This window comes from Rhizomicrobium electricum (genome assembly GCF_011762045.1).
Classification (GTDB): Bacteria; Pseudomonadota; Alphaproteobacteria; order Micropepsales; family Micropepsaceae; genus Rhizomicrobium; species Rhizomicrobium electricum.
Map to the genome: position 1 here is coordinate 334,357 of NZ_JAASQS010000004.1, position 21,717 is coordinate 356,073.

Consider the following 21,717-nt stretch of genomic DNA (forward strand, 5'->3'; position numbering starts at 1 on the left):
ATAATCTCAGCATGCTTTCCGTTCAGCATCTGGTGAAGTCCCTCGGCGGACGGCGCGTCATCGAGGATGTGACGCTCCGTGTCGAACGCGGAGAAGTGGTCGGGCTGCTGGGGCCGAATGGCGCCGGCAAGTCGACCAGTTTCAAGATGCTGACCGGTCTGGCCGTGCCCGATGCCGGCACCATCGAACTGGACGGCGACGACATTACATTCATGCCATTTTACGAACGCGCCCGCCGCGGCATCTCCTACCTGCCGCAGGATACCTTCGTGCCGCGTGCCCTGAGTGTCGAAGCCAATCTCGAAATGGTGCTGGAGGCGCGCGAGCCGTCGCGGCGGCAACGCCGGCAGATTGCCGAATCCCTGTTCGAGCAGTTCCATCTCGCAGATCTGCGCAAAATGCCGATCGGCGCCTTGTCGGGCGGCCAAAGACGGCGCAGCGAGATCGCCATCACGCTTGCGATGAATCCCAGCTTTGCGCTGCTCGACGAGCCGTTCGCCCGCGTCGATCCGCAAGCCATCGAGGAAATCGGCCAGCTCATCCGCACCATGATGGGGCGCGGCATCGGCATTCTCATCACCGACCACAATGCGCGCGAACTGTTCCAGATCGTCGACCGCGCCTATGTGATCGAAAGCGGCCGCGTACTGGCCGAAGGTGCGCCGCAGGCGCTGCTGGACGATACCGAAGTGCGCCGGGCCTATCTCGGCGAGGAGTTCCGGATATGACGGACGCTCCTGCGCGGCCTCGCTCGCTTGCCGGGCTGGTGAAGCGGCTCACCGGGCCGTTCACTCTGCTTTATGCCCGCCGCTTTTTCAGTGGTGTAGCGCTGCTCGTTTTCACCGTGATGGTGCTGTTCGAGGCGGTGTTCGTGGCCGAGCGCTTCCCGATGGTGTTTCGTGCCGTCTACCAGAACCACGCCGATCCGCGCGATATGGGCTTCCTGCTCTTGTGCAACTCGACCCAAGTGGTCGATCTGGCGCTGGCGATCGCGATTCTGGTCGGCACCTATTGGACCGTGCTCAAGCTGCGCGAGAACCGCGAGCTTCTGGTCCTGGTTGCCGCCGGGACCGGGCCGTTCCAGTTGATCGGGCTTGCGCTCGCCGTGGCCGTGGTGGGGATGTTCACCTCGCTTTATGTTTCCAGCGTGCTCGATCCGGCGGCCCGCTTTGCCGAGCGCGAGGTGCTGTTCCAGGCGGAATTCCGCGGCCTTCGCACCGGCATCAATACCGGTCAGTTCTACGATTTCCCCGGCCGGGTTGCGTTCGCACCGGCCCGCCAAGCTGCAGGCAACATGACGGCGACCAACCAGACGCGCGGGCTGTTCGTCTATGAGGAATTGAAGGACGACAAATTCCGCGTCGTCACCGCCGATCACGCCAGTCTCGAAGGTCCCGACGCGTCCGGGCGTCTGCTGCTGAAGCTCGGCGGCTTCACTTCGCAGACCTTCGATCCCGCCGGCAAGTCGTGCAAGGACTGCGGCGGCACCACCACCGGACTGTCGCAGATGGCGACGCTGGCCGGCGACATCACTCAGACCATGCGGACCGAACAGCTCCTGTCGTTCGAGCCGCGCGGGGCCAAGGCCGACGAACTCACGATCTTCGATCAGTTTGCCGCCTCCGAATATTCCGGCGAGGCTCGCCATCGCGACGACATGCGGCTCTTGGGCGAACGCCTGGCGCGTAGCTTTCTCTGTCTTCTGGCGCCGCTGATCGCGCTCGCCTGCGTCTGCCTCACCAACCGCACCAGCAACTACTTCGCCTTGCCGCTCGCTTGCATGGTCCTGATGAGCCTCAACGTCACCAGCGAATGGCTGATCCGCGTCATCGTTCCGCTCGATCCGTGGGGCGCGCTCAGGACCCCGGCGCTGCTCACGCTCGTCATCGCCGCGATGCTGCTGGCCGAGATTTTCCGCGAGCAAGGCAAGCTGGCGCAACCGCAATTGGGGCGGCCATGAGCGAAGCTGCGACCCGTCCGCGTATCGTGTTCGCCCCGTTCGGGCGTCATACGGCCTACCTGCTGGCCGGTTATCTGCGCCATGTGCTGATCGTCACCTCCGTTCTTCTGGCCATTGCGCTGACCATCGATCTGTGGCCGCAGTTCCAGGACGTGGCGGCCAAAGGTTCCGGCGATTTCGGCGCCGTGTGGAGCGTGGTGCGGTTCTCGGCGCTGCGCACGCCGGGATTGATCGCGCCGCTGTTGCCGTTTGCCACCTTCATCGGCGTGTTGTGGACCGAGGTCGCGCACACCCAGGCGGGCGAGCGCATGCTGGTGTGGAACTCGGGCCGCTCGCCGCTGCAATGTCTGTCGCCGGTGCTGCTGGCCGGGCTCATTCTCGGTGGCGCCGACTTCGTCATGGATGGATATATGGGGCCCGCGTCGATGGGCATTCAGATGGTCGAGCGGCTGGGACGTGACGGCGCCCGGCTCGATCGCGCCAAGCTGTCGGATCCGGCCTGGATGACGGCGGGCGGCGGCATCTTGCGGGCGCAGATCCAATACGGCCCGCCGCCGGTGTTGCGCAACGTGATGTTCTTCGCGCGCGATGCGGGCGGCAGGCTTACCGAGGTCGACGTTGCGCCGATGGCCGTGTGGGAAGAGGGGACCGACCGCTGGACGATGCAGAACGGCCAGTATTGGAAGGCCGGCTCGAAGGAAGGTGTCAGCCGCACGGTCTTTGCGGGCCGCGCCACCCATCAGTCCATGACGCCGTTTGCGGAAAAATCGGTAACGCTGGCGATCGATCCGTTATGGTTCACGTGGCACAATCTGCAGCCGCAATACATCCCGGTGCCGGTGTTGGCCAAGCTCGCGGCGTCGGAGCGGGTGCCCGATGCCCACGGCCAGTACGAAACGCGCCTGCACGTCGTGCTCTCCGAAGCCGTATTGCCCGGCCTGATGGCACTCCTGGCATCGGCATTGTCGATGCTGTTCATGGCCTACCGCACGCCGGCGCCGGCGCTGGTGGGCATCATGTTCTGCGGTTATATCGCCCATTTCGGCACCAAGGCGTGCCTTATCATGGGCCAGAACGGCTACATGGATCCGGTGATCGCCGGCTGGCTGGTGCCTGCGTGCCTTCTGGTGGTGATTGCGACCGTGTTCGCGCTGATCGAAGCGCAACGCAAAGGAAAGATCGCTCCTAGCGCCGGTTGATGTGTTCGCGCAGGGCCTTGCCGGTGGCGCGGTCGATACCGAAAAGATCGAGTTCTGGCACGTCCGGCACGAGGCCGTGATCGTCGACTTCGAGATAGATGTAGACGAGCTTGACCCAGCGCTCGCCGATTTTGCCGAACACTTCCGGCTTTCCCTGCGCATCGAGGCCGATATAGAGCGTGCGCTCCGGCATGGCCGCGATCTTGAAGCTGTAGGCGCCGTTCGGCCCGTCGTGCTTCACCGATTTGATGCCGTACGCCATCATGCGTTCGGCGAAATTGAGCGGCTTGATGTGGCCGTCGACGCGGTACCAGCGCCAGAACGCCGTCACCGGCTCCGACGGATCGAGTTTGCCGTCTTTCATCTTGGCGCAATAGACGACCGTGCTCGAATTGGACGAGCGCTCGATATAGAACACCTGCTCCGGTTCGGACGGGATCGGGTATTGCGGCTTGACCCGCGGAATCGCGTCTATCTCGGTGACGGTGCTTTTCATCTCCTTGGCGCCCGCCGGCAGGGCGACGGCGAGAACCAGCGCGATAGCGGCCAACAGGTTCAGCTTACGCACAGCACACCACTCCCGTCATTTGCTCCGCGCGCCGCGCGGCGACAGCGTCGGCGTACAGCGCGAAGAGCTTTTCGAAATGACTTTCGATGTCGCCGATGCGCTCGGCGGCGATCGCTTCGGCCGCTGCCGACAGCGTCGGCCGGTCGCGGTTCAGGATCGCGACGAGCGCCTTTGCGGCCGCGTTTGCATCCCCGGCGCGATAGGTTTCGCCGCACGAGGGCTCCGCGAGATCGGCGGCGCCGCCGGTGCCGGGCACCACCACCGGCGTGCCGCAGCACAACGCTTCGGCTACGGAGAAGCCATAGGTTTCCGCCGACGAGCCGTGCAGCACGACATCGGCCGACGCAATGGTGCGCGCCAGCGTCTCGCGATCCTTGAGCCAGCCGGCGAGATGGATATGGGCAGCCTTGGCGGCGCGCGCTGCGATGGTGCGGCGGATGAAACCGTCGCCGACCACATAGAATCCGATCGGCCGCGTTTCTTGCGCCTTCGTCACCGCATCGATCAGCATGCCGACTCGCTTTTCGGGATGGAAGCGGCCGACGTTAAGCACCAGCGCCGCGTCCGGTTTGAGGCCGCATTGCGCAAGCAATTCGGCGCGTAAGCTTTCGTCGCGCAGGCGGGGGCGGAAAACGGCGCGTTCGACCCCGAACGGCACCGTGTGGATGTTCTTGAGGCCGTATTGCTGGAACCGCCGCTTGAGCCAGGTCCCGGCGACGACGCAGCCGTCGTAGCGTGCATTGAGGCGGCGCAGATACGACCAGTACCAGCCGAACAATTTGTCGATCGTCTCCGGCTTCAGTTTTCCCGCCAGCAGCGTCTGCGGATAGACCGCGACCGGATCGGCATGCATGAACAGCATCTTCACGGCGTCGCCGCGCCATTTCGCGGCGTAATAGCCGCCGGTATAGGGCGAGGAGCCTTCCAGCACGTCGGGCTTTTCGGCGGCGATGGCGTCGAGCACGTCGCGCGAACCCCAGAAGGTGCGGTAGTTCTTGTCGAACGGCAGTTGCGGCGTCTTGAGCCAGACGATGCGCCCCCCTTCGCGCGGCTCATGCCGGTTTTCCGTGCCCGGAGCGATCACCGTGAGGTCGTGGCCGAGGCGGGCCGCCATCTTGAACTTCTGCTCGACATACGCGCGAACCCCGCCGCCGGTCGGCGAATAGAATTCGGAGACGTCGACAATCTTCATCGTCCCACCACTGCGCGGTAATGGTCGAGGATCTTCGCCATGCTCTCGTCCCACGAGAAGGTCAGGGCGCGTTCGCGGGCCGCGATGCTGAAACGGGTGCGCAACTCTTCGTCGCGCGCCAGGACGGCAAGCCGTCCGGCAAATCCGTTGGCATTGCGCGGCGTCTCGAGATAGCCGGTTTCGCCGTGGACGACCAGCGAGCGGCTACCGGTGGCATTGGCGCAGATGCACGGCAGGCCCGATGCCATCGCTTCCAGCGTGACGTTGCCGAAGGTTTCGGTTTCGCTCGGGAACAGAAACACGTCGGACGCCGCATAGGCTGCCGCCAACTCCTCGCCTTCGAGAAATCCGGCGAACACCGCGCCCGGCAATCCCTGTTCCAGGATGCCGCGATCCGGTCCGTCGCCGACGATCAGCACGCGATGCGGCATGCCGCGGGCGGCGAACAGCTTGAGGCTCGCCACCACGGTGTCGAGTTCCTTTTCGCGCACCAGACGCGACACGAATGTCACGACGAATTCGTCGGGTCCGATGCCGTGCTTGGCGCGCCACGCCGGCGAACGCTTGTCCGGATTGAACAAGCGCGTGTCGACACCGCGCGGCCACAGCTTGAACGCGCTCTGCACGCCGTCGGCTTTCAGTGCGTCCAGCATCGAGCCGCTCGGCACATAGACTTCGCGTGCGGCACCGTAGGCAAAGCGCAGATAGCGCTTCAGCAGTCCTTCGGCGAGCGCGGAGCCGGGATAATGCTTGAGATAGGTGTCGAACCGCGTATGGCAGGACGCCACCAGCGGGACGTTCAACGCCTTGGCGGCGCGGATGGCACTGTAGCCGAGCGGATCGGGCGCCAACGCCAGATGAATCAGATCGGGCTTGAACGCGGCCAGCGGCGCTTTCGGAATCGCGAAAGCGAGACGGTATTCGGAGCGCAGCGGTACCGGAATCGACGGCACCGGCACCAGCGTTCCGGCATGATCGAGCGCAGCGGTTTTGCCGACCGGTGCGAACACCAGCACTTCGACGCCATGCCGTTCGAGATAAGTGACCAGCCGGTTCAACGTCAGTGCGACGCCGTCGCGGATGTAATTGTACGAACTCGCAACCAGCGCGACGCGCAGAGGTCGCGCATCGTTGTTCCGAACTATCGGGCTACTGGTCTGAACCGACACGGCTTTTGAATGTCCCAAGTGCAGCTTTACAAAATGTCCGGGGCGTGGCTTTGTCAACCGGGGCCTGATTAACTGAAACAATGGGAAATATTCTGATATCCGGCGCGTCCAGCGGTATCGGTGCCGCTTTGGCCCACGCCTATGCCGCGCCGGGCGTCGATCTCACATTGTGGGGTCGTGATCGCGCAAGGCTTCAGTCTGTGGCCGAAACGTGCCGCGCGCGTGGTGCACATGTTGCGACAAGCTCGTTCGATCTGACCGATCTGGAGGCGCTGCATGCCGCGCTCGATGCGGCCGTGTGTCCCGACATCGCGATCTTCAACGCAGGATTGGGCGGCAGTGTGCCGCATGACGCGGTTGCACAGGATTCGCGGGCTGCGGGCCGCATGGCGATGGTGAATTTCGTTGCACCGGTGATCGGCGCCAATGCCGTAGCAGACAAAATGGGGCGGCGCGGAGCGGGACATATCGTGCTGGTGGGGTCGATTGCCGCTTTGTTCCCGCTGCCGATGGCGCCAACGTATTCCGGTTCCAAGGCGGGTATTAAAATGTTTGCGGAAGCTTTGGACGCCCGGATGCGCCGTCACGGCGTGTTCGTTACCCTTGTTTCTCCCGGTTTCATCGATACGCCGATGAGCCAAAGCGTGACGGAGCCCAAGCCTTTCTTGATGACGCCGGAAAAAGCTGCAGCCGTCATCAAGCGCAAGGTGGCGCGCGGTGCGAGGCAAGTTGTCGTACCGTGGCAATATGCGGCCATCGGCGCACTGTCCCGCGTGGTCCCCAAATTCCTGGTGCGGGCGATCCTGTCAAAGTTCTAAGTTTGCCCTCGGCTCGGGGGGCGTTGTATGGTCCGCCACTCCACACATTTCGGCCCAGGGGGCAGTTCTGTCGGAAAAGCTGCGTACACGGATTGAAACGCTGAGGCAGTTCGCCAAGGTCAAGCTCGACACGCGGTTGGGCCGCGCGGCGCAGCATGGCGTGCGCTGGGGCATTCCGATTCTTTTGTTGGGATTGGTCGCCTACGGCCTGACGCGGATCGGCTGGAGCAATATCTATGCGTCGCGCCCGTCGTCGGTCCTGTTCTATCTCGTGCTGGCATTGCCGTTTTTCGTGCAGCCGATCGGCGATCTCATCCTCTACCGCTATCTTCTCGGTGTCGGACGGGCGCTGCCGCTGTGGATCCTCTTGCGCAAGCGCTACATGAACACGGTGATGCTCGACTATTCCGGCGAGGTCTACCTGTTCTTCTGGATTCGCAAGACGCTGAAGATCGACGGCAATTTCCTGATGCACGCGGTGAAGGATTCGAGCGTGCTGTCGGCCGCCGGCGGGCTCGTCGTGTTGTGGGTGATGTTCGTGATCCTCCTGGTCGAGCATCTCATCACCCTGCCGTCGATCCAGATCGGCCGCTGGCCGCTGCTGCTGATCGGATCGGTGCCGCTGCTGCTGGGCATTGCGCTGTTCGTCGGCAACCGCAAACTGACGGCGCTGAGCCGCAAGCAGATTGGCGTCACGTTCTCCATCCATCTGACGCGTTGCATCGTGGCGCTGTGGCTCGAGTATGTGCTGTGGTGGCTGTCGGGCGCGCTGCCGTCGAGCGGCGATTGCTTCAAGTTCGTCGCCTTGCGCCTTTTGGTGACGCGCCTGCCGCTGATCCCATCGAAGGATCTCGTGTTCGTCGGCGTTGCCATGGCGGCGGCGGGCTCGATGGCGGTGTCGGCGCCCAAGGTCGCCGCCGTGCTGGTGCTGATGACGGTGATCGACAAGATCGAAGATCTCGTCGTGGTCGGCGTTCCGTGGCTGGTCCAGCAGGTGCGCTTCCGGCGCAGCGCAGGCGAGGCGGCGTCGTGAGCGCCGCGGCCGTGTTGTGGCGGCGGTGGCGCGCTTCGCCGCTGTTCTGGATTCTGCTCTGCGCCGCACTCGCCCGTACCGCTGCGATCTGGTGGGGACTGCCGGCTTCCGACGGCTGGGACGACGACGGTGTGGCGCCGCGCAATTTCCTCGTCGGTTTGGTCGAGACCTACACGCCGGGCCATCACTTCGCCTATCCGCCGTTTCACATGTTCATCCTGACGGTGCTGTCGCTGCCCGGCATCGTTGCGGCCTTGCTGAGCGCGCCGTCGTTCGCGCCGAAGGATGTCATCGCCGAGATGATCCACGTGCCGTACATGACTTATTTTGCGGTCGTGGCGCGGTTGGTCTCGATAGCGTTTTCGCTCGGTACCATCGCGGTTGCAGCGCGAATGGGCGAGATGCTCGGCGGCAAGCGTGCCGGCTGGCTGGCGGCGGCGGCGTTGGCCTTGAACGGCGGCCTTACCTACTACGGCCAGGTCACAAATCTCGACGGCCCCTCGCTGTTCTGGGCGATGCTGTCGCTGTTCCTGTTCATGCGGGTGATGGTCGAACACGACCTGAAGCCGGTGCGTTGGGCGTGTCTGGCGGCGGCCGCGGCGGTCGCGACCAAGGATCAGACCTATGCCGTCTTCGCGCTGGCATTGCCGGCGGGCTTGATCGTTTGGTTCGCCGTCGATGCTTGGGCGCGCGCGAACGCGGCGGTCGTGTTGAAACAGGTGGCGCTGTGGGGCGCGATCGCGATCGCGGCCGTGCTCGTGATCGACGGTGCGCTCGTCAATCCGCACGGCTTCGCCGATCGCATTGCATTGCTGACCGGCTCGGCGAGCCAGGACTATGCCGAGTATCAGAACAACCTCGCCGGACGGCTCGCGGTGGCGAGCGACATGGCAGCGCATTTCACGCGGTACTATCCGACCTCGGCGGCGGTGCTGTTGGTGCTGGGTGTCGTGGCTGTAATGCGTCGCTCCGGCGGGACCCTGGCCGCCGGTTTGCTGCCTGTTTTGGCGGCAGTCTCGTTCACGGTTGCATTCAATTTCGTCGCGCTCCGCACGGAAACCCGCTTCGTCCTGCCGCAGTCGGTGGTTCTCGCCGTCATGATCGGCCTCGGTGCCGACTTACTGTTGGCGATCGTCAAGAAACAGTGGCTTGCGAATACGGCTTTGATTGCAGTTGCCGCCTGGGCGGGGTATGGCGTTGTCGGAGTTCACACCGCGTTCTGGCTAGACCCACGCTATGACGCGGAAGCTTGGCTCAAGAGCCAGGTGCGTCCAGGCGACCGGGTTGAAATTTATGGCCTGAATGCGTATCTGCCGCGTCTGCCGGAGAACGCCAGGGTCAGCCGAGTCGGCCTGAAGCCGCTCAAGGCCCGGAATCCGTTGCCACAGGTGACGGAGATTCTGCAGCCCTACGGCGCGATTGCCACCCGGAATCCGCGATTCCTTGTGGTTACCGGCTTCTGGGTACAGGACTATTTGGCCCCGGAAGGGGTTGTTGCGGAGCGGGGACGCACCCAGGCAAAGGTGCGGGAAGTGGCATTACGAGACGTGGACGCGCGGGGGTTTTTTGGGGCACTGTTCGCCCAACGGCTTCCGTACCGGCTTGTCCACCGGTCCGACTATTCTGGCCCGCTGGAGCCTGATCTTGATGCGTACGAGAGCCTTAGACAGTCCGTGTTTATCTTCGAAAGGGAGCCCGCCGGGGCAGTTGCGCCAATTGTCACAGCCCCGAAATCGGCGGCCACGACGCTGCCAAACCCCCTATACCGGCCCATATGGGGGTGGACCGACACCAGGGCTGGGGCGCCGTTTACGTTCGTTGTCACGAGGACTTGCTTTCGTTTCCTTGGGTTATCATATTGATCGAACTTGGGGTTGGGACGCGTAATGGCATCTGATTTCTCATTGGCGGGCTACATCGTCCGGCGGGCGCGCTTGGTCGGCGGTTCGGTACTGGAGAATGGAAACCCCTTCTTCGCGCCGCTCGATCGTCTGCAGGCAGACGCTCGCAGCCATGGCACCGTGCTCACAAGCTTCGCGAATTACGACTATCTCGGCATTTCCGATCATTCTGCGATCAAGAATGCCGCACATGCGGCGCTTGATCGCGTGGGGGTCGGCGCGCTGGGTTCTCGGCTCGTCGGGGGCGAGCGGCTGATCCATGCGGACTTCGAAAGTGCCCTTGCAAAATTCGTCGGTTCGGAAGCCGCTTTGACGCTGGTCAGCGGCTATCTCACCAACCTGACGACGATTTCGAGCCTGCTCGGCAAGCGCGATCTGATCCTTTACGACGAACTGAGCCACAACTCGATTATGGCGGGCGTGCAGTCGTGCAAGGCCGATGCGGTCGAGTTCCGGCACAACGACATGGAATATCTGCGCCACGTCCTTCAGACGCAGCGCGCCGAGCACCGCAACTGTCTCATCGTGGTGGAAAGCCTCTACTCGATGGACGGCGACATCGCCAACCTGCCCGAGCTGTTGAAGCTCAAGGACGAGTTCAACGCCTGGCTGTTGGTCGACGAAGCCCACTCCATCGGCGTGCTCGGTAAGAGCGGTCGCGGCATCTGCGAGCATTTCGGGGAAGACCCCAAGCGCATCGATCTCATCATCGGCACGTTGTCCAAGACGTTCGTCTCCTGCGGCGGCTTCATCTGCGGCCAAAAGGTGATCCTGGACTGGCTGAAGTATCTGCTGCCGGGCTTCGTCTACAGCGTCGGCCTGCCGCCGGTGATCGCCGCCGCGGCGGGTGCCGCGTTGCAGGTGATCGAGGACGAGCCGAGCCGTGTCGGCAAGCTGCAGGACAACGCCCAGCGCTTCCTGATCAAGGCCAGGGAAGCCGGTCTGTCGACCGGACCCGCGGAAGGTTATGCCATCGTGCCGGTGATGTTCCCCGACATGAAGTCGACCATGGCGGCGTCGGACTACCTGATGCAGCGCGGCATTTATGCCCCGCCGATCGTTCAGGTGGGCGTGCCGAAGGGCCTGCCGCGCATCCGCTTCTTCATCTCCGCCCGCCACAGCTTCGAGGAAATCGATCGCACGATCGAAGCCCTCAAGGCGTTCTCGGCAGGCTTGGCGAAGACACCGGTTCCGCCCGAGCCGGTTCCGGCCTAAGCGGCGTCATCCGACGATAAACGTTATGCAGAAAGACCGGCCGCAAGGCCGGTCTTTTCGTTTCGGGAGTACGATGCTGGCACCAGTCCGGATCAATCAGCCGATCGTCTTTTCGAAGATGCGATAGCGCTTGTTGATGTGACAGCCGAACGCCTCCAGCATGCGCTTGATCGGCTCGTTGGAATCGAGAATCCACGACAGCTCGGCGGTCTCGGCTTTGCGGACATACTCGGTTTTCTGGCAGGCCTTGATCATCAACAGCGCGATCACGGCGCCGGCCGGGGTGGTGCGGTACTGGCGGCGCACGCCCATCAGCGCCAGGCGTCCCGATTTCACGTTGCGCGTCTTCAACCGCCAGATCAGCTTGACGAGGCCGAGCGGGAACAGCTTGCCGTTCAGGTCCTTGATGAACTCGTTGATGTTGGGAAGCATCATGGCGACGCCGACGGGCTCGCCGTCGTATTCGGCAATCACCAACGCTTCCGGCTTGAGGATCAGCTTGAACAACGCGCCGATTTCCGCGAGCTCGTCGTAGGTGATCGGCACGAAGCCCCAGTTGTCGGCCCAGGCGTCGTTGATGATGTCGCGGATCAGCTCGATTTCGCCGGGAAAACTCTCCTTGTCCATGCGGATCGGGCGCATCGCGAAAGCGTGCTTGCGTTTGCCTTTCTCGATCATCTTTTCGAGGATGTCGCCGAAGGGCTCTTGCGCCGAGCGCTCGTAGGCCAGCACGTCCTGGGCCGGGGTGTAGCCCTGCTCCAGAATGCGGTTTTGATAATAGGGCAGGTGGTGGCCCATCATGACGTTGGGCGGGGTATCGAAGCCGTCGACCAGCAAGCCCGGCTCGTCCCACATATTGAAGCTGACCGGGCCGAGCACCCGGCGGATGCCTTCGTTCCTCAGCCACTCTTCGCCCTTGCCAAGCAGTGCGGCGAACACGCTCGCGTCATCGATCGCCTCCAGAAAGCCGAAATGGCCGGTGGCGTCGTGGTGCTGTTCGAGGTGGAGGAAGTCGATCTGGGCCGTCATACGGCCGACCGGCTCGCCATTCTTGAGTGCCAGCCAGAAGCTCGCCTTGGCGTGCTTGAAATAGGCGTTGTGATGCGCCTGGAAGTGGGTCTGACGCTCGATCAAGAGCGGCGGCACCCAGTTGGGGTCGCCGGCATAGAGCCGTTGGGGCAGGCGGTGGAAGGCACGCCACAGCGTGGCGCCTTCGACCGGTATCACGGTCACGGAATTATCGGCCGCAGGCGTCATGGCACGCACCTCGAAAAGCGGGCGCGCCTCTCTAGGAAAATCGTGACGCAAATACAATCACGATGTTGCTCCACCCGCTCCCGCGCTGCGTCCCGCGGGAGTGGTGGACAGCCTCATTCGGCGGCAACGTGCATATGGTCCGAGCCGCCGCCCATGAGCCAGGCATTCAGTTTCGCGGTGACACCGATCAGCCAGCGCCGGAGCGCCGAGCGGGGCCGGAAATGCGAGGCGAATTCCCGGTTGATCTCCAGCGGCCGCCAGTAATTGGTGTGCCAGTCCTTGAAGCTGTCGGCGAGCTGGCGCTCCTGCTGCGGGTGGATTGAGAGGAACGCGCAATTGCATTCGGCGCGGATCTGCACTCGTCCCGAGGGTTCGAACTTGAAACTATGCCGGCTCGGCGTGTGGGTGAGCCAGTCGCCTTTCAAACGGAATTCCTCGGGGCGCGAACGAAGCGATGCCATCAACGGATTGACGTCGAGGTAAGCCATTACCCTTCTCCATGCGAGGTTTGCCCGGCTATTCCAGGCCAAACCGCAACGAGTCACTCCGGGCGCAGGTTCCCCATCTCGTAGGGAATAGTTTTGCGCCGCGACGGTCGCGGGATTGTATGCACGCGCTACGGATGCAGAAGGTTTCGCGGGCTCTGCCGGCTATCGCTTCACGAACGCACGGATGGCGGCTTCGGCGGAGCCGATCAGGGCGGCGTAGGGATGCACGATCACCTTGGTCGGAACGATTCCGACATAGGCATCGAAGCGTCCTTTTTCCTCGAAGCAGCGGCGGAAAATGCCGTTGTTGAGCTGGGGCAGCAGTTTCGGGGCGATGCCGCCGCCGAGATAGATGCCGCCGCGCGCGCCGAACGCCAGCGCCATGTCGCCGGCGAAACGGCCGTAGATGCCGAGGAACACTTCGAGCGCCCGCACCGACACCGGATCGGTGTGCGCCACCGCAGCGGTGGTGACTTCTTCGGGCGTCAGGTCGACGGGCTCGATCGCCCCGGCGATCCGCTGCAGCGCCCAATGGATGTTGACGAGACCGGGGCCGGACAGCACGCGCTCGACCGACACGCGCGGGAAGCGCTCCGACAATACGCGCAGGATTTCGAATTCGGTGCCGTCGACCGGGGCGAATGCGATATGGCCGCCTTCGGTGACCATCACCGCGCTGGAAAACGCATCGCGCACCAGGGCCGAAACGCCCAGTCCCGTGCCGGCACCGACCACACCCACGGTCTCGCCCGGAATGCCGGGATGTTCGCCGCCGATGGTGGCGAGGTCCGCGCCGGACAGATGTTCGACCGCATAGCCGAGCGCGGCGTAGTCGTTGATCAGGCGGGCGTGGGCGAAGCCCTTGCCGCGCAGCACCGCTTCGTCGAGCACCCATTGGCCGTTGGTGAGCTTGACCTTGCCGTCCTTGATCGGACCGGCCACCGCCACCACGATCGCGTCGGGCATCGGGCCGCCGGTTTCGTTCAGATAAAGATCGACCACGCCTTCAAAGGTCGGATGTCCGGCACGCGGCAGGCTTTTGGGTTCGCTGATCACGGGCCCGGAAAGATCGGCCACTGCCAGTCGCACATTGGTGCCGCCGATATCGCCGACCAGGCAGGTCTTCGGGGTCGTGGTCACGGATAATCCTCCCGGTACGGTTGCATTTCGAATGCGGGGCGTACAAAACACCACTCTGACAGCGCTGTCTATGCCCCGGACGGGTACAGTACCGGGTCAATCGTCGCAAGAACGCGCGGTCATTCGTGGCGGAGGGCTTCGATCGGGTCCATCCGGGCGGCCCGGCGGGCGGGGAAGAAGCCGAACGCCACGCCCACACCGGCCGAGAATAGCACTGCGATGGCCACGATCGAGGGCTGGAACACGAAGGGCAGACCAAGGGCCGCGGTTCCCGCCGCAGCGCCGAGAAGCCCCAGCGTGATGCCGACAATGCCGCCGAGGGCCGACAGCACCACCGCCTCGATCAGGAACTGCAGGAGCACGTCGCGTTCGCGCGCCCCGATGGCGAGGCGGATGCCGATTTCGCGGGTCCGTTCGGTCACCGACACCAGCATGATGTTCATGATGCCGATGCCGCCGACCAAGAGGCTCACCGCGGCAATCGCCGCCAGGAAGGCCGTCAGAACACCAGTGATCGACGACAGCATATTGCCGATCTCGCGCAGATCCTGGACGTCGAAATTGTCCTGCTGACTGGCATTGAGGTGTCGCCGCTGGCGCAAGACCTGCGCGATCTGCTTCTTGGCCTCGGGAATGCCGGCCTCGTTCTGCACTTCGACCATGATGTAATAGGCGAAGTTGTTGCCGACCAGGCGCCGCTGCACCGTGCGGATCGGCATGATGACGTAATCGTCCTGGTCCTGGCCGAAGGTGTTGCGGCCTTTGGTTTGCAACAGGCCGACCACTTCGCAGGTGATCTTGCCGAGACGGATGCGCTGGCCGACCGGGTCCTGGCCGCCGAACAATTCGTGATGCACCGTTTCGCCGATGACGCAGACCGATTTGCCGGTCTTGTCTTCGGCCTCGTTGAAGGCGCGGCCCGACACGATGGTCCAGCTTCTGGCATCGAACCATTCGGTGGTGGCGCCGTTGACGGTGGTGGTGTGGCTGCGGTTTCCGAGCACCGCCGCGACGCTGGTCTGGTTGACCGGCACGACATGCTTGAGGCTCAGGACTTCGCGGCGCAAGGCATCGGCGTCGCTGATCTGGAAGGCCGGCGCATCGCCCGGCGGACCGCCTTCGCGGCGCTGTCCCGGCGTGATGAACAGGAGGTTCTTGCCGATCGAGGATACGGTGTTGGTGACCGATTGGGTGGCGCCGTTGCCGAGCGTCACCATGGCGATCACGGCGCCGACGCCGATCACGATGCCGAGGGTGGTCAGCGCCGCCCGCATCATGTTGTTGCGGATTTCGCGCAAGGCGAGGACGAGGGCGTTGCCGATCATGCCGCGGCTCCGGTGTCCGAATGGATGCGCCCGTCGCGGAAGCGCACCTGCCGCTTGGCATAGGCGGCGATGTCTTCTTCATGGGTGACGAGCACGATAGTGATGCCGCGGTCGTCGTTGAGCCGGCGCAGCAGGCTCATGATTTCGTGGCTCATCGCGGTATCGAGATTGCCGGTCGGTTCGTCGGCGAATACTACCGCCGGCTCGCTGACAAGGGCGCGGGCGATCGCGACGCGCTGCTGCTGTCCGCCGGAGAGCTGCGCCGCGGTATGGTGGCCGCGTTCGGCGAGACCGACCTGGGCGAGAGCGACCGACGAGCGCTTGTGGCGTTCCTTGCGGCCCATGCCGCGATAGATCAGCGGCAGTTCGAGATTCTCGATCGCGGTGGTGCGCTTCAACAGGTTGAAGCCCTGGAAGACGAATCCGAGATGGTAGCGCCGGAGCATGGCGCGCTCGTCGCGCGACAGGGTGCCGACGTCGGTGCCCTGGAACAGGTATTGGCCGGCGGTCGGCGTATCGAGGCAGCCGAGGATGTTCATCGCCGTCGACTTGCCCGAGCCGGAAGGGCCCATCACCGCGACGAACTCGTGGGCGTGAATGGTGAGATCGACGCCCGCCAGCGCGGAGACCATGGCCTCGCCTTCGCCGTACAGCTTGGTGACGCCTCTCAGTTCGATGAGCGGGGAGCTCACGGCTTGCCCGGCAGCTTGGAGTCGGTGATGACCTTGTCGCCGGGCTTGATGTCGCCCTTGAGCACCTGGGTCGCGTGGCCGTCGGTGCCGCCGAGCTTCAAGTCGTGCGGCTTGAGGCGGCCGTTATCCAACGTCCACACACGTCCGAGGCCGACACCGACCGGAGCCGGAGGCTGGCCTGCCGTCAGGGCCGGCAGCGGTACGAAGCGCAGCGCCGCATTGGGCACCGTCACGCTCTTGGGCAGCTTGCCGGTGATGATCTCGGCGGTCGCCGTCATGCCGGGCTTGAGGAGCAGCTTGGCATTGTCGACCAACAGGATGCCCTTGTAGGTGACGACGTTCTGCACCGTGGTCGAGTTGGTGCGGACCTGGATCATCCGCGCCTTGAATTTCTTGTCGGTATAGGCGCCGACGGTGAATTCGGCATCGAGGCCGGCCTTGGCGGTGCCGACATCGGCTTCGTCGATGTCGACGTCGAGCTCCATCTGGGTGAGATCGCTGGCGATCGTGAACAGCACCGGGGTCGAGAACGCGGCGGCGACGGTCTGGCCTTTGGAGACCTTGCGGTCGAGCACGACGCCGTCGATCGGGGCGTAGATGGTGCACTTCTGGAGCTGGGATTCGTACTGCTTCACCTGGGCGGCCGATTGCGCCACGCCCGCCTGGGCGCGCAGGAAGTCGGCTCTGGCGGTGTCGTAGTCCTGGCGGCTGATGTCGCCGGTCTTGAGCAGCGAGGTATAGCGCTTGTACTTGGCCTCGGTCTGGACCTGGGACGCCTGCTGTTGCATCAGCGTGGCGCGCGCCTGGTCGAGCTGGGCCTGGATCTGCTCGGTGTTGATCTGGGCGAGTTTCTGCCCCTTGGTGACGTGGTCGTTGTAGTCGACATAGAGTTCGTCGATGCGGCCGGAGACTTCGGCGCCGACATCGACCGAAACGCGCGGTGCGAGGGTGCCGGTGGCGCTGACCGACAGGGTCAGGGAGCCTTCGCCGACCGTCTGGAAGTCGTAGTTCGGCTTGGGCTTGTTAAGAACGCCCCAGACCACGAACAGGCCGACGATCAGGACGCCGCCGCCGACCCACCACATCCAGGGACGGATCCGGCGCTTGGGTTTCGCCGGCGTCATGCCCAGTCGTTCGCCGATGGCGGAACTTGACTGCGTTGTTCTGGGTTGATCGTTCACGGCCCCCTCCGGATGTCGATTGCTCCCACAAATAGGGTGCAGCGGTAAAATGTGTAGGTCTTCTCGGTCAATTTTGTGTCGGCCGCGTCTTTTTGGCAGAGGCTGGACCTTGCCGGCAGGTTAACGGCCGCTTTGCCGTTCACTCTTCATTACACACGTTCCAGACTAAGTGTGGGCGCAACCCAGGCGCTAGACGATAGATAAAATTGATTCCGGCAGAGTTAAGGGCGGCCGGATCGGTTTTGGGGGTCATTAGGCATGTGTGCAATGGCGGCGTTTCGCGAACGCAAAGAAGTCCGGAGCTTTCACAAGCTCAGGCGCACCAACTCGGGCCGGGTTCTCAATCTCATCACCTTGACCGATGCCGCCCTGCAGGCGACCCCGCCGCACGGCAAGTCCCCGGTGACGATCAAGCCGTTGTTTTACAACAATACTCTCAACTACACGATCCTGACCAAGCATAACCTCAGGGACAACGAGCGCGACTTGTTTGCGCGTTCGGTCCATGTCGCGACCAAGATTTTCCTGCCGTTCGATCCCCGGCGTCTGGAAATCGGCGGCCGGTCCTTCTTCATCGAGGAATACCAGTTCAAGGATCACTTGCGCGAACTCCTGCACCTCGACCTGATGACCGGCGACAAAGAGGTGCTGCACGACATCAAGGTGCTGGAAGCCTTGAGCCGCTCGCCGACGCTCGATGCCTTCATCGTCACCGAATGCCTGAGGGCCGACGGCCTCAGGGTCGAGCCGGCGTTCTTCGCCGAGAGCTACGGCCTCGCCACCAAGACCACGGCCGACGTGTTCGACGTGTTCAAGCCGCTGGTCCAGAAGGCGCTCGGCAAGTCGGCCTCGCCCGAGGAGATGAGCCGGTTCGTCGATCAGGTGTGGAACGTGACCAACGCCACGACCGACAACCTGTTTCTCGAAGCGCTGCAGATCCCGCGTTCGGAATGGGCCGATGTGATCTTCGCCTGGAAGGCGCTGATCTATTACGACCTGGTTTCGCGCGGCACCCACGAGCGGCTGGAGCGCGTGCTCAAGGTGCTGCACGGCACCAAGCCCAAGCTGCGCCTGTCGAGCGCCGATCTCGCCCATATCGAGGAGTTGAAGCGCGAACTCGCCCGCAATCTCTACAAGCTGCACGACGGCTCGACCGGCTACATCCAAAGCGCGCTGCAGCGGCTGGTGTCGGCGATCATCGGCAAGTCGGATGCGAGCGAAATCTCGGAATCGCTGCGCAGCATGGCGCGGAACATCTCGAGCGTCGGGATGAACGTGGTACTGTTCGATCAGGTGACGAGCTACTTCCTGTATCTGTTCCCCAAGCCGACGATGAACCACGTCGATCCCGAAACCTTCGAGAGCGAACTTTCCAACCTCTGCGAAATCGTCGCCCTGCGGGACGAGGAATAGGCCGAAGCCTCAGAACAGGTAGCTCGACAACAGAAGGCTCGTCTCCGACGCCGACACGCCGGCAATCAGGCGGATGCGGTGGAGCACGCGGTCGAAGGTCTGCAAGCTGTCGGTGGCAAGCTCGATCACCATGTCCCAGCGCCCGTTGGTGGTGTGCACGGCGCGAACTTCGGGAAATTTCTTCAGCTCCTCGACGATGCGGTCGGAGCGTTCGCCTTCGATCTCGATCAGCATGATGGCGCGGATGGTGCCGGCGTCGGGCTTGGCGCGGACGGTGAAGCCTTCGATGCCGCCGGTCGCGATCAGGCGGGCGATGCGGTTCTGCACCGTGCCGCGCGACACCCCCAATTTCTTCGCCAGCGTGGCGACCGGCAGGCGGGCGTTGTCGCGCAGCAGGCTGACGAGATGGCGGTCGGTGTCATCCATGGTTCTGCCAGAATGTCAGTTCGGCTTATCATAATGCCAGAAAGTCCAGCATTCCTAAACACCTTGCTGGCTTTTTGTTAGCACCCAGGCAGCGCAGGATAGACCTCCAGAATCTGCTGCAGGGAACGAAATGGCCTTTAAACCCAAGTTGTTGATGGTCGACCCGTCACATTTCGAGGTCTCCTACGTGATCAATCCGTGGATGAAACCCGGAGCGTGGCACGAGGACCCGGCCGGCCATTTGCGTCAGGCCCAGGCTTGCTCCGCCGCCCTGCATCAGGCGCTCACCGAGGCCGGTGCCGAGGTGGTGATGGTGCCGGGTGCGCCCGGTCTGCCGGACATGGTGTTTCCGGCCAACGCCGCTGTGGTGCTCGATGGCCGCGCCATCGTGGCCCGCTTCGCCTGCGACGAACGCCGTGGCGAGGAGGCCCTGTTCCTGAACGCCTTCCGTTCGTTCGAAGCGCGCGGTCTGCTCGATACGGTGGTGCAGTACCCCGAAGGCATTTTCCAGGAAGGCGCCGGCGATTGCCTGTGGGACGACACCCGCCAGCAATTCTGGGCCGGTTACGGTCAGCGCTCGGCCAAGGCGTCGCTGCAAGTGACCGAAGATTTCTTCAACGTGCCGGTGGTGCCGCTGGAACTGGTCAGCCCGCGTTTCTATCACCTCGACACCTGCTTCCTGGTGCTGTCGGGCGGCGAGATCCTCTATTATCCGCCGGCATTCTCGGCGGAAGGGCGTGCCGTCATCGAAGGGCTGGCGGGCAAGGAGAACGTGCTCGAGGCGAGCGACGAGGATGCTGCGGCGTTCTCGGTCAACGCGGTGAATTTCGGCAAGGAAATCGTAATGGCGCGTCCGCCGGCCAAGCTGAAGGCGCGGCTGGAAGAGCGCGGCTACCATGTGCGGAGTGTCGACCTCGATCCGTTCATCCTGTCGGGGGGCGGGGCCTATTGCATGACGTTGCGGCTGAACCGTTTTAGTGCGGTGAAGGCGGCGGCGGAGAAGGCTGCTGCCGAGTAACCCATTTATCGGGAGAATTGCGATGGATAAGGCATTCAACGCTCCGTCGGGGCGTCCCGTTCGCTCGACCAAAGAGTACATCGCGCTGGAAGACACCTACGGCGCGTCCAACTACAAGCCGCTCGACGTGGTGCTGACCCGCGGCGAAGGCGTCTACGTCTGGGATGTGGAAGGACGCCGGTATCTCGATTGCCTGTCGTCCTATTCGGCGGTCAATCAGGGCCATTGCCATCCCAAGATTCTGGCGGCCATGACCGAACAGGCGGCGAAGCTTTCGATCACCTCGCGCGCCTTCCGCAACGACCAGCTCGGCCTTCTCTACGAAGAACTCTGTGCGCTGACCCATTCGCACAAGATGCTGCCGATGAATTCCGGCGCCGAGGCGGTCGAGACGGCGCTGAAGGTGGCGCGCAAATGGGGCTACGAAGTCAAAGGCGTGCCCGCGGGCGCGGCCGAGATCGTCGTCGCGTCGGAGAATTTCCACGGCCGCACGCTGGCGATCGTCGGCTTCTCCACCGATCCGGGCTCGCGCGCCGGCTTCGGTCCGTTCGCCCCCGGATTCCGCATCGTGCCATTTGGCGACGCCGCGGCGCTCGAAGCGGCGATCAATCCCAACACCGTTGCCGTGCTGCTGGAGCCGATCCAGGGCGAGGCCGGGGTGATCATTCCGCCGCCCGGCTATCTCAAGCGCGCCCGGGCGCTGTGCACCGAGCAGCGCGTCATTCTCATCCTCGACGAAATCCAGACCGGCCTGGGGCGCACCGGCACGCTGCTCGCCGAAGAACACGACGGCGTCGAAGCCGATCTCACGCTGGTTGGCAAGGCGTTGTCGGGCGGCTTCTATCCGGTGTCGGCGGTGCTTTCCAACCGCGAGGTGATGGAGGTGCTGAAGCCGGGCGAACACGGCTCGACCTTCGGCGGCAATCCGCTCGCCTGCGCGGTGGCGCGGGCGGCGCTGCGCGTCCTGATCGAAGAGGACATGATCGGCAATGCGGCGCGCATAGGCGCTTATCTGCTCGCCGCGCTCAAAAACATCCGGTCCAACCGGATCAAGGAAATCCGCGGCCGCGGGCTGATGATTGCGGTCGAACTCTATCCCGATGCCGGTGGCGCCAGGGCCGATGCCGAGGCGCTGATGCAGCGCGGGATTCTGTGCAAGGAAACGCACGGCAGCATCCTGCGGATCATGCCGCCGCTGGTCATCACCCGCGATCAGATCGACGAGGCGTTGCCGGCGTTCAATGCCGTGCTGCCGGGCTGATTAGCCTTCTTCGGCCGGCACGTTCCTGAGATCCCATCCGATCTCGGAAATGCGTCCGCCGTCGAGCTTCAGATAGACGACGCCCTTGCGGTCGAGCGCGACCGGCTGGAAGCGCATGAAGGTGTCGCCGTTGCGGCAGGCGAATAGCGCTTGCGTATCGCTCGCACAGGCGACCATGCCTTGATAGCCGTAGCCTGCATCCCACAACGCGGTCGGTGCGTCCGCCGCTTGGCGCCCGACTTCGGCGCCGAATTTAGCGCCGCTGACGAGATGGCCATAGGCGGTGGTTTCGGTCCCGGCGGGAATGGGATTTGGTGTGGTCGAACAGGCCGCGAGACCGGCGGCCAACGCGGCGATCAAATAATACTTCGTCATGCCGTCCCCCAATTGCAGTCGGCGGAAGTGTTGCGCAATTCGACGCGCCTGGAAAGCGGCTTGACGAACTGTATGCAGTGCTGATG

Annotated in this window: 21 protein-coding genes; 10 read left to right on the plus strand and 11 right to left on the minus strand. The window is 63.7% G+C overall.

The annotated features are described in order from the left end of the window. Positions 1–11 precede the first annotated feature (11 nt). The 3 genes from lptB to FHS84_RS09685 are packed head-to-tail and all read left to right on the plus strand — an operon-like array spanning position 12 to position 3,159. On the plus strand, positions 12–728 hold the full coding sequence (lptB, locus tag FHS84_RS09675; protein WP_166933477.1) for an LPS export ABC transporter ATP-binding protein: 717 nt from the start codon (positions 12–14) through the stop codon (positions 726–728). Further along, entirely contained in the window at positions 725–1,960 is a 1,236-nt protein-coding gene (locus FHS84_RS09680) for an LptF/LptG family permease (RefSeq protein WP_166933479.1), read from the plus strand. Before lptB ends, FHS84_RS09680 begins: the two co-directional genes overlap by 4 nt. Beyond that, positions 1,957–3,159, plus strand: a complete 1,203-nt coding sequence (locus FHS84_RS09685; protein WP_166933481.1) for an LptF/LptG family permease — start codon at positions 1,957–1,959, stop codon at positions 3,157–3,159. The genes FHS84_RS09680 and FHS84_RS09685 overlap by 4 nt, the downstream gene beginning before the upstream one ends. Here the strand turns inward: FHS84_RS09685 and FHS84_RS09690 are convergent. From FHS84_RS09690 to FHS84_RS09700, 3 genes are read right to left on the minus strand one after another with little or no spacing between them, the layout of a single operon-like run. Then, the gene (locus FHS84_RS09690; protein WP_166933483.1) at positions 3,146–3,727 is read right to left on the minus strand and encodes a DUF4833 domain-containing protein; all 582 of its coding nucleotides are present in this window, start codon (positions 3,725–3,727) and stop codon (positions 3,146–3,148) included. The genes FHS84_RS09685 and FHS84_RS09690 overlap by 14 nt on opposite strands. Then, complete coding sequence (locus FHS84_RS09695; protein WP_166933485.1) at positions 3,720–4,919, minus strand: glycosyltransferase; 1,200 nt, start codon at positions 4,917–4,919, stop codon at positions 3,720–3,722. Before FHS84_RS09695 ends, FHS84_RS09690 begins: the two co-directional genes overlap by 8 nt. Beyond that, positions 4,916–6,088 (minus strand): glycosyltransferase, encoded by a 1,173-nt coding sequence (locus tag FHS84_RS09700; protein ID WP_166933487.1) that lies wholly within the window; start codon positions 6,086–6,088, stop codon positions 4,916–4,918. Before FHS84_RS09700 ends, FHS84_RS09695 begins: the two co-directional genes overlap by 4 nt. An 80-nt stretch (positions 6,089–6,168) precedes the next feature. On the opposite strand from FHS84_RS09700, the gene FHS84_RS09705 reads away from it, so the two are divergent. From FHS84_RS09705 to FHS84_RS09720, 4 genes are all read left to right on the plus strand, one after another. Beyond that, on the plus strand, positions 6,169–6,906 hold the full coding sequence (locus tag FHS84_RS09705) for an SDR family NAD(P)-dependent oxidoreductase (RefSeq protein WP_279589299.1): 738 nt from the start codon (positions 6,169–6,171) through the stop codon (positions 6,904–6,906). Between the two features lie 160 nt (positions 6,907–7,066). Then, positions 7,067–7,939, plus strand: coding sequence for a hypothetical protein (locus tag FHS84_RS09710; RefSeq protein WP_166933491.1), 873 nt, complete (start codon positions 7,067–7,069; stop codon positions 7,937–7,939). Next, the gene (locus FHS84_RS09715; protein WP_166933500.1) at positions 7,936–9,801 is read left to right on the plus strand and encodes a phospholipid carrier-dependent glycosyltransferase; all 1,866 of its coding nucleotides are present in this window, start codon (positions 7,936–7,938) and stop codon (positions 9,799–9,801) included. Before FHS84_RS09710 ends, FHS84_RS09715 begins: the two co-directional genes overlap by 4 nt. 24 nt (positions 9,802–9,825) lie before the next feature. Beyond that, positions 9,826–11,055: an aminotransferase class I/II-fold pyridoxal phosphate-dependent enzyme gene (locus FHS84_RS09720; protein WP_166933503.1), complete on the plus strand. Its 1,230-nt coding sequence runs from the start codon at positions 9,826–9,828 to the stop codon at positions 11,053–11,055. A 96-nt stretch (positions 11,056–11,151) separates the two neighbouring features. Here the strand turns inward: FHS84_RS09720 and FHS84_RS09725 are convergent, their stop codons facing one another. From FHS84_RS09725 to FHS84_RS09750, 6 genes are all read right to left on the minus strand, one after another. Next, positions 11,152–12,312, minus strand: a complete 1,161-nt coding sequence (locus FHS84_RS09725) for an N-acetyltransferase (protein WP_166933505.1) — start codon at positions 12,310–12,312, stop codon at positions 11,152–11,154. A 113-nt stretch (positions 12,313–12,425) separates the two neighbouring features. Next, on the minus strand, positions 12,426–12,800 hold the full coding sequence (locus FHS84_RS09730; RefSeq protein WP_166933507.1) for a hypothetical protein: 375 nt from the start codon (positions 12,798–12,800) through the stop codon (positions 12,426–12,428). 162 nt (positions 12,801–12,962) lie between these two features. Continuing rightward, on the minus strand, positions 12,963–13,940 hold the full coding sequence (gene glk, locus FHS84_RS09735; protein ID WP_166933509.1) for a glucokinase: 978 nt from the start codon (positions 13,938–13,940) through the stop codon (positions 12,963–12,965). A 119-nt stretch (positions 13,941–14,059) separates the two neighbouring features. Then, positions 14,060–15,265, minus strand: coding sequence for an ABC transporter permease (locus FHS84_RS09740; RefSeq protein WP_166933511.1), 1,206 nt, complete (start codon positions 15,263–15,265; stop codon positions 14,060–14,062). Beyond that, the gene (locus FHS84_RS09745; protein ID WP_166933894.1) at positions 15,262–15,897 is read right to left on the minus strand and encodes an ABC transporter ATP-binding protein; all 636 of its coding nucleotides are present in this window, start codon (positions 15,895–15,897) and stop codon (positions 15,262–15,264) included. The genes FHS84_RS09740 and FHS84_RS09745 overlap by 4 nt, the downstream gene beginning before the upstream one ends. 56 nt (positions 15,898–15,953) lie before the next feature. Continuing rightward, positions 15,954–17,138 carry an efflux RND transporter periplasmic adaptor subunit gene (locus FHS84_RS09750; protein WP_166933513.1) on the minus strand — a complete coding sequence of 395 codons (1,185 nt, stop codon included), beginning with the start codon at positions 17,136–17,138 and terminating at the stop codon, positions 15,954–15,956. A gap of 267 nt (positions 17,139–17,405) precedes the next feature. Between FHS84_RS09750 and FHS84_RS09755 the strand changes: the two genes are divergently transcribed. Next, positions 17,406–18,551: a hypothetical protein gene (locus tag FHS84_RS09755; RefSeq protein ID WP_166933515.1), complete on the plus strand. Its 1,146-nt coding sequence runs from the start codon at positions 17,406–17,408 to the stop codon at positions 18,549–18,551. A gap of 9 nt (positions 18,552–18,560) precedes the next feature. On the opposite strand, the gene FHS84_RS09760 is transcribed toward FHS84_RS09755, so the two are convergent. Further along, positions 18,561–18,977, minus strand: coding sequence for an Lrp/AsnC family transcriptional regulator (locus FHS84_RS09760; protein ID WP_166933517.1), 417 nt, complete (start codon positions 18,975–18,977; stop codon positions 18,561–18,563). Between the two features lie 130 nt (positions 18,978–19,107). Here FHS84_RS09760 and FHS84_RS09765 point away from each other — a divergent pair, with 130 nt between their 5' ends. Further along, positions 19,108–19,995 (plus strand): dimethylarginine dimethylaminohydrolase family protein, encoded by an 888-nt coding sequence (locus FHS84_RS09765; protein WP_166933519.1) that lies wholly within the window; start codon positions 19,108–19,110, stop codon positions 19,993–19,995. 22 nt (positions 19,996–20,017) lie between these two features. Beyond that, positions 20,018–21,256: an ornithine--oxo-acid transaminase gene (gene rocD, locus FHS84_RS09770; RefSeq protein WP_166933521.1), complete on the plus strand. Its 1,239-nt coding sequence runs from the start codon at positions 20,018–20,020 to the stop codon at positions 21,254–21,256. Here rocD and FHS84_RS09775 read toward each other — a convergent pair whose 3' ends face one another. Then, positions 21,257–21,631 (minus strand): hypothetical protein, encoded by a 375-nt coding sequence (locus FHS84_RS09775; protein WP_166933523.1) that lies wholly within the window; start codon positions 21,629–21,631, stop codon positions 21,257–21,259. Positions 21,632–21,717: the final 86 nt, after the last annotated feature.